This is a genomic window from Acinetobacter bereziniae (assembly GCF_016576965.1).
Lineage (GTDB): Bacteria > Pseudomonadota > Gammaproteobacteria > Pseudomonadales > Moraxellaceae > Acinetobacter > Acinetobacter bereziniae.
Genome location: NZ_CP066119.1, coordinates 569123 through 586949, shown reverse-complemented (window position 1 = coordinate 586949; position 17827 = coordinate 569123). Strand labels below are relative to the sequence as shown.

General features: G+C 38.3%; 17 protein-coding genes. 6 read left to right on the top strand and 11 right to left on the bottom strand.

Features of this window, described 5'->3' with window-relative positions; all coding sequences use genetic code 11:
- Window positions 1-67: 67 nt before the first annotated feature.
- From I9192_RS02775 to orn, 5 genes are all read right to left on the bottom strand, one after another.
- Entirely contained in the window at window positions 68-3034 is a 2967-nt protein-coding gene (locus I9192_RS02775; RefSeq protein ID WP_200150093.1) for a hypothetical protein, read from the bottom strand.
- 3 nt (window positions 3035-3037) lie between these two features.
- Complete coding sequence (locus tag I9192_RS02770; protein WP_200150092.1) at window positions 3038-5824, bottom strand: type VI secretion system Vgr family protein; 2787 nt, start codon at window positions 5822-5824, stop codon at window positions 3038-3040.
- A 173-nt stretch (window positions 5825-5997) separates the two neighbouring features.
- Window positions 5998-6801 (bottom strand): enoyl-ACP reductase FabI, encoded by an 804-nt coding sequence (locus tag I9192_RS02765; protein ID WP_005033929.1) that lies wholly within the window; start codon window positions 6799-6801, stop codon window positions 5998-6000.
- Window positions 6802-6959: 158 nt separating this feature from the next.
- Window positions 6960-7694, bottom strand: a complete 735-nt coding sequence (locus I9192_RS02760) for a Bax inhibitor-1/YccA family protein (protein WP_005033931.1) — start codon at window positions 7692-7694, stop codon at window positions 6960-6962.
- 1024 nt (window positions 7695-8718) lie between these two features.
- Entirely contained in the window at window positions 8719-9276 is a 558-nt protein-coding gene (orn, locus tag I9192_RS02755) for an oligoribonuclease (protein WP_009586958.1), read from the bottom strand.
- Between the two features lie 124 nt (window positions 9277-9400).
- Between orn and rsgA the strand changes: the two genes are divergently transcribed.
- The 5 genes from rsgA to I9192_RS02730 all read left to right on the top strand — a co-directional run bounded on the left by rsgA (window position 9401) and on the right by I9192_RS02730 (window position 12345).
- Window positions 9401-10459, top strand: a complete 1059-nt coding sequence (gene rsgA, locus I9192_RS02750; protein WP_151780532.1) for a ribosome small subunit-dependent GTPase A — start codon at window positions 9401-9403, stop codon at window positions 10457-10459.
- A 91-nt stretch (window positions 10460-10550) separates the two neighbouring features.
- The gene (locus tag I9192_RS02745) at window positions 10551-10961 is read left to right on the top strand and encodes a rhodanese-like domain-containing protein (protein WP_004825084.1); all 411 of its coding nucleotides are present in this window, start codon (window positions 10551-10553) and stop codon (window positions 10959-10961) included.
- A 16-nt stretch (window positions 10962-10977) separates the two neighbouring features.
- A complete protein-coding gene (gene grxC / locus I9192_RS02740) occupies window positions 10978-11235 on the top strand; it encodes a glutaredoxin 3 (RefSeq protein ID WP_004825086.1) in 258 nt (85 codons plus the stop codon).
- Window positions 11236-11267: 32 nt separating this feature from the next.
- Window positions 11268-11726, top strand: a complete 459-nt coding sequence (gene secB / locus I9192_RS02735; protein WP_004825088.1) for a protein-export chaperone SecB — start codon at window positions 11268-11270, stop codon at window positions 11724-11726.
- 145 nt (window positions 11727-11871) lie between these two features.
- Complete coding sequence (locus I9192_RS02730) at window positions 11872-12345, top strand: DUF4184 family protein (protein ID WP_200150091.1); 474 nt, start codon at window positions 11872-11874, stop codon at window positions 12343-12345.
- A gap of 12 nt (window positions 12346-12357) precedes the next feature.
- On the opposite strand, the gene I9192_RS02725 is transcribed toward I9192_RS02730, so the two are convergent.
- The 6 genes from I9192_RS02725 to coaBC form a co-directional block, all read right to left on the bottom strand.
- The gene (locus I9192_RS02725) at window positions 12358-12975 is read right to left on the bottom strand and encodes an alpha-ketoglutarate-dependent dioxygenase AlkB family protein (protein WP_151780533.1); all 618 of its coding nucleotides are present in this window, start codon (window positions 12973-12975) and stop codon (window positions 12358-12360) included.
- On the bottom strand, window positions 12962-13207 hold the full coding sequence (locus I9192_RS02720) for an Ada metal-binding domain-containing protein (protein WP_009586966.1): 246 nt from the start codon (window positions 13205-13207) through the stop codon (window positions 12962-12964). Before I9192_RS02720 ends, I9192_RS02725 begins: the two co-directional genes overlap by 14 nt.
- Window positions 13208-13210: 3 nt before the next feature.
- Entirely contained in the window at window positions 13211-13948 is a 738-nt protein-coding gene (locus I9192_RS02715) for a 2OG-Fe(II) oxygenase (protein WP_151778946.1), read from the bottom strand.
- Window positions 13935-14786: a bifunctional transcriptional activator/DNA repair enzyme AdaA gene (locus I9192_RS02710; RefSeq protein ID WP_151780535.1), complete on the bottom strand. Its 852-nt coding sequence runs from the start codon at window positions 14784-14786 to the stop codon at window positions 13935-13937. The genes I9192_RS02715 and I9192_RS02710 overlap by 14 nt, the downstream gene beginning before the upstream one ends.
- 380 nt (window positions 14787-15166) lie before the next feature.
- Complete coding sequence (locus I9192_RS02705; protein ID WP_004825098.1) at window positions 15167-15541, bottom strand: cytochrome b562; 375 nt, start codon at window positions 15539-15541, stop codon at window positions 15167-15169.
- A gap of 164 nt (window positions 15542-15705) precedes the next feature.
- Complete coding sequence (gene coaBC, locus I9192_RS02700; protein ID WP_005033953.1) at window positions 15706-16971, bottom strand: bifunctional phosphopantothenoylcysteine decarboxylase/phosphopantothenate--cysteine ligase CoaBC; 1266 nt, start codon at window positions 16969-16971, stop codon at window positions 15706-15708.
- Window positions 16972-17085: 114 nt separating this feature from the next.
- On the opposite strand from coaBC, the gene radC reads away from it, so the two are divergent.
- The gene (radC, locus tag I9192_RS02695; protein WP_004825103.1) at window positions 17086-17808 is read left to right on the top strand and encodes a RadC family protein; all 723 of its coding nucleotides are present in this window, start codon (window positions 17086-17088) and stop codon (window positions 17806-17808) included.
- Window positions 17809-17827 lie beyond the last annotated feature (19 nt).

Below are 17827 nucleotides of genomic sequence, written 5' to 3'. Positions count from 1 at the left end.
AAATTTCATTTTTAACCATAAAACGGATCTTAGGAAATATTTATTATGCCCTAAGATCCTTAATATTTTACGTTAAATATGTATCGTTATCAGGTTCTGAGAATAATGGTTTATCGTTAGCACTCGCCAAATATAGAATTTCATTATTTTCATCATATCCCTGCATAATTTTGACTTGTTTAAAAATACTGTCATCCTGATTATAAGCAATTTGTGGTAAAGGCCATGTCTTAATTCCTTCCAAACTTGTTCTTGCTTCTATAAAGTCTTTAATCCATTTATTGGTAGGTCCTGTATATTTGGTATTGTTATTTAGAGCCAAAACAATATTTTCTATTTGAAACCGCACCAAGTTTAAACCACTGGCTAAAAAATTAATAATATGTCTTTCAAGGTTTTTTGTATTTCCAGTACTTTTTTTACCTTGCTGATTGACTCTTTCTATAATATTTCGCCATTCATTTACATGCAGTGTTGATTTAAAAATATTAACAATAGCTGTTTTTCGTTGATCCAAATAATGAATCCCATCCCAATCTATAGCTGGGAAATCATCATAATGTGCCCAACGAGTATTCCAATGACATAGAGAATATACCAAGATCCCTTTGGAGTTGGGTGTTAAACCGATCAATGACTGTAAATTATTATTTATATTTTGAGCGCATGCCAATTTGGCTTCTTCAGATTTAATTGTTGCTGTCCATTTTCTAAAGTCTTGGCTTACATCACCGAGAAAATCTGATATATTATTTAACTGGGTAGAATATTTTTTTAAAATTGTATAATCATTATTTGCGGCAAGCATCGCAAAAAGTTGTGATAATTGCTCAAATAAATCAGTAGCAATATAAGCCAAATGCATAAAGCCCATTTTCAGTAAATTCTTTTTGATAAACAGCATTAAAGATACTAAATCTTTAGGATTTACCTCCAAATCAACCGCGCCTTTTGCCCCAATCCCATAACACAAATGGGCAGCCAACTTGATCCTGATCGAACCATTCGTGTGAATGTACATATAAAAATTAAATTCTGCTCCTGCACCACCACTCACGCCAGCAGTAACGGCTGCTTTTGCTAATGTTTCAAACTTAGGCTCTCCACTTGATTCACGAGGGTTTCCATTCGCATTAAACCACTGCAATTCAACTTTTGGAGTAAGCGCTAATTGGGCGCCAGCAAAGGCTTTTACTTCTACTTGAGCTTTATTTAGCACATCAGGAGGTATATCTTCATTACTTTTGACTTCTACTTTTAAGCCTTTTACTGCATCCACTGCATCTTTCATCGACTTTTTAGGATCATGTGAAATTGCTTGTAGTTTTTGATAGCCTGCAACGTTACCAATCGCGACACTCGTTTGACCTGCAATTGCTAGATTTGCACCTGCAAATCCTTGTAATGCGGCACCAGCAACAACTCGAATTGTCGCAATGGGATCGCCACCATCAAAAACAATACTCCAACCGTATTTAGATGGCCAAAAAAAGTCCCAATTTGCTCGTCCCTCAAATAATACAAATTTTGCAGCCGCCTTTGCTTCAGCTTTACCATGTAAATGTTCCTTAGACAAGTTAAGCGTAGCCTCTGTACCATTTGTACCTACAAATCTCATCCACTGCGCATCTACTGTGAGTTCATCATTTTCACTCATCATATTGTATTGGTTAGAATACTCTCCTCCCACACGTCCCAACACTGGTAAATACAAATCTCGAATGCTTTTTTCATCCGCTGATTTTGATTTGTAACTTGCTAATTCAACACCTACACCATTTATAAATTTTTTTAAACTATCATTAAACTCTCGAGGATTCGATGTGTTTATTTCCTCTGTCCCTTCTCTAGCATTTGTACTTGTATCACTGGTTATCTTGATTTTAGTTGTGCTTTTATTTATTCGTTGAGTTCTTAATTCTTCGATTCTACGTTTATTGGCATATCTTCTTAAGATATTTGGATTACCATTTGAGTTTCCACTTGCTTCAATCACAAGTACTTCTTGGATTTCTGCACTGTTTTTAAACTCTCCATTAATTTTGTCTAGGGCGTCCTTTTTTGCGATACCCAGTCTTTCTTCAATTTTTTTTATGTCAGTTGGATTTCTTGCTTCAAGTTGTAACTCTAAATCTTTTTTATTTTTATAAATTGAAGATATAGATTTCTCAAAATCTTTAGTTAACTTATCGAACGGCTTAAAAACATCCATCGGTAAAATATAAATTTCATTGGTTTTTGGTACAATAATTATCGGTAATGTTGTTTTAGCACCTAAACTCGCTGTATAAGTTTCTTTAGGATTTGTAGTCGTGCTACTTAGCTTAATTTCAAAAGGATGAAAATTCCCTTTAGTTGAAGTCACTAGTGGTACCATTAATGGAGATTTAAATTTAATTCCATTCAAATCAAATTCAATATAAGTTTTATGATCCGTATATAACAGATTTGATATTGATTTTTCATTCAATACACTGGATTTAATTTGTTTTAATGAGGCATCCAATCTTTCATTTTTTTCATTAAATATTCGATAACCACCTTTAGGAAAATACTTTATTTGCCCTCCTACTCTCATAAAAACCTGATACAAAATAAAAGCTTTCTGTAAAACATCAATTCGTTTTTCTACAACAATCGTCTCTTTCTTGTTTACTTTTAAATCACCAGATTTATTAAAAACTGGTCTCGTACTGATATAACTATAACTTTCCGATTTTATTCTATAAACACCATTTTTATCATCTTTAGTTATGGGCTTCTTACTATCAAGCCAAATAGTAACTTCCGCAGTCAAATAAGCATCAAAATATACTGCTCTCGTTTCTCCTTTGCTATTGGTTGAAAAGGAGTCCTGTAGTAGTACATTTGGACCAATTGTACTTAAATTTTTAACTATTAATTTATAGTTTATTCCAGAAAGCACATTACCTACATTATCTTTTACAACCAAAATGAGTTTATTATTTTTTGGCTGTATATTTGCTTTAAAAATATCGCCATTTTGATTATTTTTTAATAAAAAATTTTCCACAATCTATTCCTTTATTTTTAAATTATAGCTATTAATATTTTCATCTTCTATATAAATAGAGATATTTTCAGGAGATGGTGTTGTTACTTTTTGTGTTTTACCCTGACTATCCGTAACACCCTGAATAACATCACCATTCTGCAGTATCATTAAATACTTTTTATTCGCTAATGGATTTCCAAGTAAGTCTTTAGCTTCATAGGTTAAATAACAAGGCGTTTCTTTGAATTCACGAGATTTCATTTCAACCTTTGCACCACTAGTAAACTTCTGCTGCCCAGATTTCACTTCAAATAATCCACCAGTCGTTGCAAATACACCTGAACCATTGAGCTTCACTTCCGAGCCATCACCAATCAGCTTGATTTCTTTCGGACTGATAATATAAATCGTATCTTCTGTGGAAATGATTTGAATGCCTTTGCGTGCAATCAAATCAGCACCATCACCCTGTGCTTGAATCTCTACTTTCCCCTTGCCAGCATAAAGTCTTGCACCTTCCTGTGCTGCAAATAGGCTGATCTTTGAACTGGCATGTCCCACCAAGGATTTTTGTGTGCTTAGATTAATGCTTCCGCCTGCACTATGACTGATTTGCCCATCCGCAGAGAGGTGGATGTCTTCATTGCTTGATAGTGCAATTGAATTTGGTGAAGCCAGCATCATTACTGCGGACTTAAATGCATCCGCTTTTTTCGGATCTTGTTGAGCCAGTGTATTGATAAACCCTTTGATTCGTTCTAAGACCTCTAAAGGATCAGTCTGTTGGTTCTTGGCAACCTCACTTAAGGCTTTGGCATTGTTCAGGTTACTTTCTAGCTGACTTTTGGCTGCGGTTGTATCTAGATGATTACCTGATGCCCCATCTTGTGCATGGCTACTCAGCAGTAAGCCTTGACCTGCACGTACCGCACCCCATTGATCAGTTCTTAACTCAAAGCCTTCTCCTCGACCTTCGCTACTATCTGTCTCTTTTGGATGACTGAGGTTGCCAAGATTGAGTTGAGTTGCGCCATGACTGCTGTGTAACTGACTGCTGATCTGGTTGGTGGTATCGTCAAATCTCAGTTGGTTATAGCCACTACCCTGATATTCCTTACTTTTGATCCCTGCCAATTTCTTGGTATCGGGCAACTTGCCTTTGTCATCAAACTTGCTCGGGCTGCGTTGCGCTTCATGAATTCGACCCACCACAAATGGTCTGTCAATGTTGCCATCAAAGAAGTCGATGACAACAATCTCCCCAATCCTCGGTAGGAAGCGAGCTCCATAACCTTCGCCTGCCCATGGGGTCAAGACATCAACCCAAGCTGAGTCAGTATCATTGTTATTCGCGCCTGCGCCACCATCATGACTGTGGTCTTCATTGCGGGTAAAGAGGAAGCGAACCTTGATGCGTCCCCATTCATCCACATGGATTTCTTCTCCACTTGGACCAACCACTCTCGCTCGCATTGGATGGACTGCGGGTCTTTGAGTTAAGGGATTATATTCAGGAACAACCGTAATATTACGTCGTTGTAGCACCAACTGATTCGCTTGGCGTTCTTCGTTGTTGTTTACGGTGAGATGGGGGCGTTGCCAATCACTTTGTTTTAACAAAGTTTCGACTTGATGGCTCAAGTCTTTGGGTAAATTATTTTGGTTATAAAAGTTTTTGGAGATGATCAAGAACTGCTGATCGGCAGAATCTTTTAGCTCTAGACTTGGATGTTGGTCAAGCTCAAAGTGATAACCAACCTGCGCATCTCGTACCGTCGATATTGCCGTGAATTGTTTGGCTTGGGCATCGTAGTAGTTGCTGAGGTTTTGGTTAAAGCGTTCGATCTGACTGTTGCCCGATGGCGTTGCACCATCTTCCCCATTCAGATCAGGAATCCATGCAGGGCTAAAGTGCCATACTTGTTCTAAGCCAAGACTGGCGTTATCGTACTGGTCACTGTGCTGATATTTGCTTTGTACATTGCCTGCACCTTCTTCGGTTTCAAGAATATCGGCTTGCCAACGGTGGATATGTACCGATGTCGGTTGAAGGGAGCGTTGTCCTGTAAAATTGATAATCGAATCGCTAGTCTCTATAGCCGAACTTCGATGAAAGCGGATCGTGCGTCGTTCTAAACTTTCGTATTGAGTATTGTCATCAATCAATCGAAGCTTTTGAGGCTGGATGGGTTCATTAAAATGAGAGACTTTAAGCTGTGCTTCATCAATTAAACTCGTCACACCTTCCGATGCTAGAAGCCTTTGAATAAGATCTATATCTCGTTCATTATTCTGCATAATGAGTGGTCGAATATCATAGTCTTTGGTCAGCCCAGTTTTATCTAAACTCAAACTAGCAGCAAACAGCGGACTTCTTTGTTGCCATTCTTTATGAAGTATTTCAACAACTTGAATCACCGACTTATTCAGAAAAACTCTACTATTACGGCGTTTATGCCACAGTGACGTTGCATCCTCAAGTTTGAGCTTATAGACCGTCAGTGCGCCATCACTTTGTCCTTGTGCAGCTTCGGTAATGATGCCTGTGGTACGGAACAATTGTCCTCGGTCGGTGACTTGGTCGATTGCAGCTTGGCAACCGATAAATTGTTTGAGTGGAATATTTGCAGATGTTGCAAGACAGATCAGTTCCACAGACACGCCTTGATTGATGGCATGTTGTCCATCAATGCGTTGCAAGAACACTTGGGCAGTCAAATCAGGATTGCTAAACTGAATGTGCAAAGCTCTTTTTTGAGCGGTTAATCCAAGTTGTTCTAAAGCCGAAAATATATTGGCAAAATTCATTTTCTTATCTAACTTAAAATAATATTAATATTTATCTATATTTAATCAAAAAAAACGATTGAATCCTAGTTTATTGATCGGTTAATTTTTAAGAAATTGTAAAAAAACCTCAATATTCATATTTTAATATTGAGGTTTATGTTTTGAATTCAGTCAGTTAAATATACTTAACTTTATTCGCTATCCATCATGGATTGGCTCATACCCACAGTATTGAAACCTGCATCGACATACAAGATTTCACCTGTAATACCATTTGCCCAAGGTGAACATAAGAACAATGCCGCATTACCAACATCTTCAATTGTCACATTGCGTTTCAGTGGTGCTATTTTTTCATTGGCATCTAACATCTTACGGAAAGACTTAATCCCTGATGCCGCTAGAGTACGGATTGGACCTGCTGAAATCGCATTTACACGAATTCCTTCTGCACCTAGACTCGAAGCCAAGTAACGTACACCTGCTTCTAAAGATGCTTTTGCCATACCCATCACGTTGTAGTTTGGCATCACAGACTCAGAACCTTGGTAGGTCAAAGTCAGTAAACATCCTTGGCGAGCAAGCAATAAAGGTTTCGCAGCACGTGCCATTGCCACAAAGCTATAAGCACTGATGTCATGTGCAATTTTAAAGCCTTCGCGGTCAGTTACGTCCGTAAAATCACCATCCAGCGTATGCGCAGGTGCAAAGCCGATAGAGTGGACAACACCATCCAAACCATCCCAATGTTTTGCCAGTTCAGCAAAAGCATGGTCAATTTCTGCATCTACAGCAACATCACAAGGAAAAACCAGCGTTGAACCAAATTGTTCTGCAAACTCATCCACACGTTTTTTTAATTTATCATTTGGGTAAGTAAATGCGAGTTCTGCACCTTCACGGTGTAATGCCTGAGCAATACCAAATGCAATGGATAATTTACTTGCAATACCCGCGATTAAAAAGCGTTTACCTGCCAATAGTCCTTGTGCCATGAAATTCTCACTTGATTAATTTTGTAAGCATAATGCCAAGTCTTGGCTCAGAACTAAATTGCATAATGCATCTTTTTTTAAAAGTTTAGTAAAAATATAAAAAAACGCACTGTAAAAAGTGCGTCTTTATCAAATCTATTTTGCTCGATCAGTAATGATTAATCATCACCTTGCAATAAGCTCAATAAACGTAGGAATGAATAGTACATCCAAACCAAAGTTGCCAATAAAGCAATACCACATAACCATTCATATGATTTAGGCGCACGTTGTGCAGCAGCAGATTCAATCAAATCAAAGTCAAGGATCAAATTAAGTGAAGCAATCACTGCAACAAATGCAGCAAAACCAATACCTAACAGGTTACTTTCAAATAAGAACGGAATGCTTGAACCAAATGCCAAACGCATGATGAATTGCACCACAAACACCAAACCAATGGCGATGGACGCTGAAATCACAACCGATTTAAATTTTTCAGTTGCACGGATAATTTGGAATTTATATAAACCAAACATCACCAAAGTTGTGACAAAAGTTGCCAAAAGCGCTTGTAAAGGAATACCTGGGAACTTCAATTGGAAGATGACGGAAACACCACCTAAAAATGCACCTTCAAAGAATGCATAAGGAATCGCCAACACACGTGCTGTATTCGGTTTAAATGTCGCAATTAAACCTAAAATCAAACCACCAATTGCACCAACCATTGTAGCAGCGTATGCAATTCCTACATTCATGGTGCTAAAGCTATAAAAGAAAATTCCAACACCTAATACCGCAGCAATCACAGTCAATAAAATAGACTTTTGAATTGCGCCTTGTATGGTCATTGGCTGTTCATAATCCGCATACGTTTCCGCACGCGTTAAAATTGGGTTATTACTTTGCATAGTCAATCTCTTTGTAATAATTCAAATATAAAAGGATATTAAAACGTTTTTTATGCAAACAATTTGAACTGCTTGCTCTTTTTTGTAACGAGTTGTCAGAAGACATCGCTTTCAGTATAGCTTAAAAAATTAAAATTCATAGTAAAAAAGAGATTAAAAATTCCCTTGTTTCAATCTGATATATACCTATATATCAGTTTATATCTAACAATTGAAAGATGAATAAACTTGTTATAAATAAATGATTAGATGAGTTTAAACTCGATAAAGCCCAATCCATGATGTGACTGAACGTATTTTAGTAAAGCCATGTGATCTCCTCACATATTGCAGATAACCTTTCCGAGTCTCATGTTTTATCAAGATTTTTAGATCAAACTCAGCTTATTTAAACTTTAACAATAAAGCGGGGGCATTAAAAGCTTTATATTATTCAACAAAATGTTCGTAGCATTGATTTTATTGATCTATTGAAATTATATTTTACTGTATAATTTTTCAACAGATTGACTGTAACTTACACGAGCGATCTTGAGATTGAAATTTTATATCAACGATGTAGGTATAACTTGACTGAATAAACCAAGCCAATATAGTCAGACGATGTCGCTATCGCGGTTGGCGGCATGGATGCCGCCGTCGGTCAAGGGCGATATGGATATCCCCTTTGACCGAAAAAAGATTTTTGCTATCTTTTCGTCTCTGAAAAGTAAAACATCGCCTACGCAAATCTATTTAAACTTTAACAATAAAGCGGGGGCATTAAAAGCTTTATATTATTCAACAAAATGTTCGTAGCATTGATTTTATTGATCTATTGAAATTATATCTTACTGTATAAGTTTTCAACAGATTGACTGTAACTTACACGAGCGATGTCGAGATTGAAATTTTATATTATCCAAGTAGGCATAGAATAGAGCCAATATAAATATAGTCAGATGATGATGCTCTTTGAATACCAAAGAGCAACAGCAACAAACTTAGGGGGAGTACCCTAGCCGATCATCTCACTCAAACTGGCTTAATCTTTATTCTCAATAAAGAAATATTGACGGTAGTATTTTAATTCTGCGATTGAGTCGCGAATATCATCCATCGCCAAATGTGATGCATTTTTCTTAAGACCACTCATAATTTCTGGTCTCCAGCGTTTTGCCAACTCTTTAACAGACGATACATCCAAATTACGATAATGGAAAAATTGCTCAAGCTCTGGCATTAAACGATGCATAAAGCGACGATCTTGGCAGATTGAATTACCACACATCGGTGATGATTTCGGACTGACCCATTTCTTTAAAAATTCTAAGGTTTGTTGTTCCGCATCTTGCGCTGTGAGTTTACTGCGACGTACACGTTCGATCAAACCTGACTGACCATGTTGTTTGGTATTCCACTCATCCATTGCATTGAGAATAATATCTGATTGATGCACTGCAAGTACCGGACCTTCCGCCAAAATATTTAAATGGTCATCTGTCACAATGGTTGCGATTTCAATGATCTTGTCATTATCAGTATCTAGACCTGTCATCTCGAGGTCAATCCAAATTAAGCGGGTATCCAGTGTACTGCTCATAGAGTCAATCTTATTAGGTCAATAAAAAAATGAATAGTAGCAAATTTCTTACTTCTGCGCTGTAATTCATTCGCTCATCATGGTATTTTTGCCTTCTCATTTTCAAGGTTTTTTTAGGACATGAATGGCTTTAATTCGTAAACGTCGTTTGACTGAACAGCAGCAACGCCGCATTCAGAAACAACATAAAACACGTCAAGAAGAAATCGACACTTCCAACGACCTAGAAGGTCTGGTTGTTCAGCATTATGGACGACAACTCGAAGTACAAGCCCTTTCTACACCCGCTCAACATCCACAAAAACCTATTGTTCAAGCAGGCGAACCTGAACCCTTTTGGAAACCAATTGAAATCGGCAGTGTCTGGCGTTGTCATACCCGTACCAATCTTGAATTGTTGGTCACAGGGGATAAAGTTAAATGGCAGGCAGACCCCAATACCGGTTTAGGTATTATCACAGCTATTCACCCGAGAACATCACTGTTAACTCGCCCAGACCGTTACCACAAGGTCAAACCTGTGGCAGCCAATATCAGCTTGATCGTGATTGTTTTTGCGCCTTTACCAGAACCTGCACCTACCTTAATTGATCGTTATTTGGTGGCTTGTGCAGATGCCAATATTCCTGTGCTGTTGGTTTTGAACAAATCCGACTTACTCAAAGACAGTGACCCAATTTTAGATCTCATCAAAGAGTATCAAGACTTGGGCTATGAAGTGTTGATCACACAGTCTGAAGGTGATATTAGCGAACCGAAGCAACGTTTAGACAATGAAACCGTCGCTTTTGTAGGTCAATCGGGTGTAGGCAAAAGTACATTGATTAATGTTATTGTTCCCGATGCAGAACAGAAAACCAACATCATTTCTGAAAACTCAGCACTTGGACAACACACGACAACATCAACACGTTTAATTCGCTTTGGTGAAAATGGTGCATTGATTGACTCACCAGGAATCCGTGAGTTTGGACTGTGGCATCTAAGCCTTGAAAAAATTGATGCTGGTTTTCCCGAAATCTCCAACTTGATTGGACATTGTCAATATCGTAATTGCACGCATACCCATGAAAAGCAATGTGCGGTTAAAAAAGCAGTGGATGATGGTCAAATTCTAGCCAGACGTCTGGAAAGTTATTTGCGCTTAATTGAAGAAATCACTGATGCGCAACAAAAAAATTAAATTTCTTCTGCGATAACCTTGAAGCGGTGATTTTGATCACCATATATATACGCTATACTCGACGCAGTTTTTGATTGTAATTAGGTGACTTGTGGAACGTTGGTTTGAGTTTATGGGGAATCACCCCTTCTTATTTGGTATTTTAGGGGCACTCATTGTCTTGTTCTTTATTTTTGAAGGACAACGTAGTGGTCGTAAAATTTCACCACAATCCCTTGGTATTTTGGTGAAAGCCAAAAATGCAATGCTGATTGATTTACGTGATGCGAAAGATTTTCGCGAAGGTCATGTCAGTGGTAGCCGCAATATTCCCTACAGCCAAATTGCCAGTCATATTGAAGAATTGAAAACTGCAGATCGCCCTTTAGTCTTTATCTGTAACTTAGGTCAAGTGGCAGGTAGTGCCTTGCAACAAGTCGGTCATGCAGACAGTTATCGTCTAGATGGTGGTATTAGTAACTGGAAAGCCCAAGGCTTGCCATTAGTTAAAGCTAAAAAATAAGCTTAAGGAGCTCAACATGTCTGCTGAAGTAAAAGTTTATTCAACAACTTTCTGCCCATACTGTGTACGTGCAAAATCTCTGCTTGAGCGTAAAGGTGTTGCTTTTACCGAAATTAATCTCGATCAAGAAGCACCTGAGGTTAAGACTGAGCTAATCCAGCAAACCAAGCACCGTACTGTGCCACAGATTTTTATTAATAATGAATTCATCGGTGGTTTCGACCAGCTTTATGCTTTAGAAAAAGCGGGCAAACTCGATGAATTACTTGCGTAATTAATCACTTCTTAAAATTTAAGGAATAAAGAATGAGTGAAGAACAACAAGCTCAACCACAACTAGCTTTAGAACGTATTTATACAAAAGACATTTCTTTTGAAGTGCCTGGCGCTCAAGTTTTTACGAAAGAATGGCAACCTGAATTAAACATCAACTTGTCTTCTGCTGCTGAAAAAGTTGATGCAACACACTTTGAAGTATCGTTAAAAGTCGTGGTTCAAGCAAACAATGCAGGTGATACAGCATTTATCGTGGATGTTACACAATCAGGTATTTTCTTGATTGATGGTATCGAAGAAGATCGTCTTCCTTACATCTTAGGTGCATACTGCCCGAACATTTTATTCCCATTCTTACGTGAAGCTGTGAACGATCTTGTGACTAAAGGTAGCTTCCCACAATTACTTCTTACGCCAATCAATTTTGATGCTGAGTTCGAAGCAAATATGGAGCGCGCTCAAGCCGCTGCTGCTGAAGGTCAAGCTTAATTTCTTAGATTTTAAGTTTGAAAAGACCGCTTTGTGCGGTCTTTTTTATTGCCGAATCAGTAAAATAAAGTTCACTCAAATTTCACAAAATTTGATCATGGCATTTTTTATACTTTAAAAATCAAAATACGACGACAAATCACCTATGCCCATTACCCCCTTACATTTAGGTTTAGGTACAACGTGTAAAGGAATCGGAAATCATCGCTTTAGCTTACTGATTTTTTCGGGTATTCAAGTCCTGATGGATATCGAACCCTTGCTTGGTATGATTTTGGGCTGGAATACTTTACATCTTTATACCCACAATTTAATCGGTGCCTTATTGATTGCTTTAATCGCAATTCCCATAGGCAAAGTGATGAGTGAGTTTGTCTTGCGCAGACTACTCAAACAAAAAAATTGGCAAATCACATGGCGAGTGGCAACTCTCAGTGCACTGACAGGCAGTTTTAGTCACATTCTTTTAGATGGTTTGATGCATGCAGACATGTACCCTTTTTATCCCTTCAGTCAAACTCAATTTCTGCTAAATTTAATTCCCTACCCTTTTATTTTTTATGGTTGTTTTATTGGCTTTATCTTTGGCGGCATCCTGTTTCTGCTGCATGAAAAATAACAACAAAAATTTTTATACACCCGTCTCAACAATCGTTCTAAAGGTCAAATTAATCCGAGCAGTGTGGACTTTTTTGGTCGGTGGCAAGCGATGCAACCAATGGGTTTGTGTGGTGTCTTTCATGATCAGTAAACTGCCATTTTCGAGAAAAATCTCAACTTTTTCTTGGCTATTTTTATGTTTAAAGGCAAATTTTCGGACTGCTCCAAAGCTTAAAGATGCGATCGTACCATTCCTTTTTAGATCTGTTTCACCATCACTGTGCCAAGCCATTCCCTCTTTGCCTGTGTGGTAAAGATTAAGCAGACAGGAATTAAATGTTTCACCTGTAATCCGTTCAATCTGCTGTTTAAGTTCCAGTAATTGCTTTGTCCACGGCAAGGCGTACTTTGATGTGTTGGAATAGGTATATTCATAAGGCTGATTGCCATACCATGCCACTTTACGTTTGGTGATGATCTTTTTGCCAAAAATAATCGCTTGATCATTTTTCCATTCAATCGTCTTTAACAGTTGCTCAAAATAAGCGTGCGCCACAGGTTCTTGCATAATGGTTCCAAAATAATGAACCACGCCATCATATGGAAGCAAGTTTTGATTTTGCTCAGGTTTAAATTCAAATTGTTGCATTTTTCCACTTCAAATAGGCTGATTTCATACAGTGTCCACATGGTCGATATTGCAATGCTAAAGCTTCCGCTTCACTACTAAAGAATACTCGATTGTTTTTTAACATCCGTTTACCAGAGGCGCAGTCTAGACGTCCATAAATTCTTAGTTTTTGGTTGCCCGCAAATAAAATTTCAGCATTTTTAAGCTTGCTATATAACGCTAATCTCTCTATTTCACTATGCTGAATCATGCTTTAACTCACTGCATCATGAAAAATAATACCTAAACTAAAACGCTCTCCTTCAGTTAACTGACTTACACCATGCTTCATATTGACCCGATAGTAACCATGCGTACCTTTCTTGGGTCTAAAGTGTGTGGTCAAAAGTAAAACGTCTCCCTTGTTCGGTTGTATCACCATTGCTTTGGACTGTGCACGAGGAATTTGCTCTGTCAGTACCAGCTCACCGCCCTTAAAATCAGCATTGGCTTGATTGAGACAAATCACCATTTGAATCGGAAAATAAACCTCACCATAGAGATCTTGATGTAAGGTATTAAAACCATGTTGTTGATAATGCAAAATCAATACAGTCGCTTTGTTTTGACCCGCTTGCTGACATTGCTGTAAAAATGCTTCATGTGATGTTGGATATTGCCGATTGATGTTTAAATTCGCAAACCAAGCATTGGCGAGCGGAACGAGGTGGGAGTAAAACTGTGTACGCAGCAATTGCAATAAATTGGGTAAAGGGTGACGAAAATATTTATATTCACCCTCGCCAAAACGATAGCGTTGCATATTGACAGTTTTACGGTATAAATCTTCATGGTGATAATGTGCTTTGATTAATTCACAAAGCTCATCGGATAAAAAATTCTCAATGTGTGAATAACCTTGCTGATTGAGTTGCTCATGGATTATCGTCCAGTCCAAATGCTTAATTTTCTCGCTCAGGACTTGAGCCTGTTGAATATTAAATGTCGACATGTGTTTGAACACCTTCCCAACCAATCATCGCCATTTTTCGACTTTTACCCCAATGATATTCACCGAGTACGCCTGTGGCTTGAATGACTCGATGACAGGGGATTAAGAATGCCACGGGGTTGTGCCCCACTGCCGTACCCACTGCACGAGAGGCTTTAGGATTTCCCACTTGTTCAGCTAAATCACCATAGGTGGTTAATTGTCCCATTGGAATTTTAAGTAAACTTTCCCAGACTTTTAGCTGAAAATCAGTCCCTTTTAAATGAAGTTTAATTTGTCCTAATGGCTGATTCTCAGATGAAAAATCAGATGAAAAAATTGCCAAAGCATGCTCATGGAGTACATCTGCTTGTTGATAAAATTGAGCATTGGGGAATTTTTCGAGCATTGCAGCAAAACTTTCCTGCTCGTTGTCCACAAAGGACATAAAGCAAATGCCTTTCGCTGTAGATGCCACCAAAACAGTTCCAAATGGACTTTCAGCATATTGATAATGGATCGTTAAATCTTCACCACCACGCTTATATTCAGCCGGCGTCATCCCTTCTATTTGTATAAATAAGTCATGCAAACGACTGGTACTGGAAAGCCCAGTATCATAAGCCGCATCAAATACCGAATGATCTTGCTTTAATAATGTTTTGGCATGTTCCAAGCTAATATATTGCAAGAATTTTTTAGGGCTGGTTCCCGCCCATTCAGTAAATAAGCGTTGAAAATGAGCAGGGCTTAAATGAATATGTGCCGCCACTTCATCAAGATTGGGCTGTGCTTTAAAGTTGTGCTGAATATAGGTTATGGCTTTTGCAATACGTGCAAAGTGATTTTGCTGTTGCATCACATGTCTCCTGATCTTCTCGTTATAACTTAACAAAGATAAAGTGATGAACAAATCCGAATCATGCTGAGTTTAGTGATTCAATATCGTTTAAAAATCACCATACAATAAAAAACCGTTAGTCATTAAACTAGCGGCTTTTTAAATGGATAAATCTATTCTTCGAAATTGCGTTAGTCAAAAAAACAAGTCGTTTATACACAAGCGATATAAATTTACCTGATTCTCTGTCGTGATGAGCTATCACTACACGTAAATTATAAAGTGTGGCATTGCAAGCTTTATAACCATATGGATCACGTTAATGAACGTATATAAATATATGATCTATAATTTTGACTTATTTATAAATCATCTAAATGCATAGTTCCGCAGTAAGACTATTGATAGATCTTATGACCTTGATCACGAATTTCAGCAATTTTTTTGCCTTCCATTTTGGCATGATCTAAATGTCCACCTTTGACTAAGGCTTGCGTTTTATCAATCTGTGCAATCAATTGATCATAAAGTTGTGTTGAGCTTGGCGCACTGGCATCACCACGACCTTTCAGTTTAACTTTTTTTGCATCTGTTGCAGCCGCACGCATGTTGTCTAGTGCTTTATTGGCTTCTGCTGGATTTGTGGTTTGATTAAATGCTTTATAGTTTTTACCCAATGCCTGCATATTCTGTTGCAGAGTTGCTGCAAAACTCATTGAACTCAAACTCAAAGCAGACATCATCATTACGGTGGCTAAAGTTTTTTTGATCATTGTGATCTTCCTTAAAACTGTGGCTATTGTGAATTATCAACGGGAATGAAAGTACAGCTATTATCCATATTCAACATTAAACATAGTTTAAAACCACAAAAAATAGCAAATAAAAAATGCAACGAAATCGTTGCATTTTTATATTTAAAACCGACCAAGAAAATCTATACAGGCTCAATTTTGTGATTTAAAGCATCGTGAATCGCTTCAACCAACTGTTGAGCAATTTCTTGTTTAGATGCTTTTTCCAAGTCTCGTTTTTCCATTTGATATTGCTCAGCAAAGAACACGGTCATTGCATTTTGATCTGAAGCAAAACCAATATCTGCACGTGAAACATCATTACATGCAATCATATCGAGTTTTTTTGCTACTAGCTTTCCTGCTGCATACTCTTCAACATTGCGTGTTTCAGCAGCAAAACCCACCATAAATGGACGCTTGGACTGTTGTGCAATCGTCGCCACAATATCAGGATTTTTAACTAGAGAAACATTGAGTTCATCACCTGCTTTCTTGATCTTATGCTCAGCAACTTCAGCCACACGATAGTCCGCAACAGCAGCAGTTGCGATGAAAACATCACAACCTTCTTCGAGTTGATGCATGCTCTCATCCAGCATCTTGATTGCTGAAGAGACATTGATACGACGCACACCATTCGGGGTATCTAAACTAACTGGTCCTGCCAATAAGGTGACTTTTGCTCCTGCTGAATAACACGCAGCTGCAATGGCAAAACCCATTTTTCCTGTACTGTGGTTGGAAATATAACGGACGGGGTCAATTGCTTCACGTGTTGGTCCTGCGGTAATCACCACACGCTTTCCAGCCAATAAGCCAAATTTTTCCGCAATCGCACGTTGTGCCTGATGGAAATAATTTTTAACCTGTTCTGCGAGATCTTCTGGTTCAGGCATACGCCCTAAGCCAACATCGCCACAAGCTTGAGAGCCTGCTTCTGGCATGATCACATGCACACCATCTTCAACCAATGTATTTAAATTACGTTGAGTAGGTTTGGCAGCCCACATCTGTTGGTTCATTGCAGGGGCAACCCAAACAGGTGCTTTTGTTGCCAGATAAAGCGTACTGAGTAAATCATCTGCCAATCCCGCAGCAAATTTTGCAATCGTGTCACAACTGGCTGGCGCAACCAAAACCAGATCTGCCCAACGTGCTAATTCAATATGTCCCATCCCTGCTTCTGCTTCAGGGTCTAATAATTCTGTATGAACGGGGTTACCTGACAATGCCTGAAAAGTCAGCGGTGTAATAAATGCTTGTGCACCATGCGTCATCACCACACGGACATTAAAACCGTAATCCTTTAAACGACGTACAAGGATGGCACTTTTATAGGCAGCAATACCGCCAGTGACAGCAAGAATAATATTTTTATTAGAAAACACACTGAGATCGAAACTCACGATCAGGCTACCTTTCTGTTGCAGTGGCGCTCACAATAGCATTAAATAGTCTATCTCCCAAGCAGTTATCGGGAGAAAAATGAAAAGTACAATAAATTAAAAATGTGGAAAATAATGAACCATTCAATCAAACAATGGCCCGAACAAGAACGCCCACGTGAAAGATTACTCTTGCAAGGGGCACACAGTTTATCCGATGCCGAACTTTTGGCAATCTTCCTTCGTTCAGGCTCTAAACAGCACTCTGCGGTCGAATTATCACGTATATTGATTCAGCATTTTGGACATTTAAATGCCGTCTTTGATGCCTCTTTAGAAGAGCTTCGTCAGTTTCATGGGATTGCAGAAACTAAATATTCGCAACTGATGGCAGTCAAAGAATTAGGTCGTCGCTATCTTAAACATCAACTCCAACAAGGTATGGACTTAAGTCGTTCTGATTTAATTCGAGATTATTTACGTTATGAATTGATTGGAGAACAACAAGAAGTCTTTGCTGTGCTTTGTTTAGATAGCCAATTACGCAAGTTAAGCTTTAAAAAGTTATTTTTTGGTTCTATCAATTACTGCAACATTTCGATCAATCAATTATTACGCCATGCCATACAAAAACAGGCGACGTTTATTGTCATTGCCCATAATCATCCTAAAGGTTTAGCAAAACCTTCACGTGAAGATTACGATCTAACTCAGCAAATATTCAAAGCCTGTCAACTGCTTGAAATAGAATTATTAGATCATATGATCATCGCCGCTGAACAAAGCTATTCCTTTACTGAACATGGACTCATCAAATCTAAAACTTTCCCTGCAAATAAGATTGACAAGTATCCTTGAAGCGGTGAAGATCACTAAA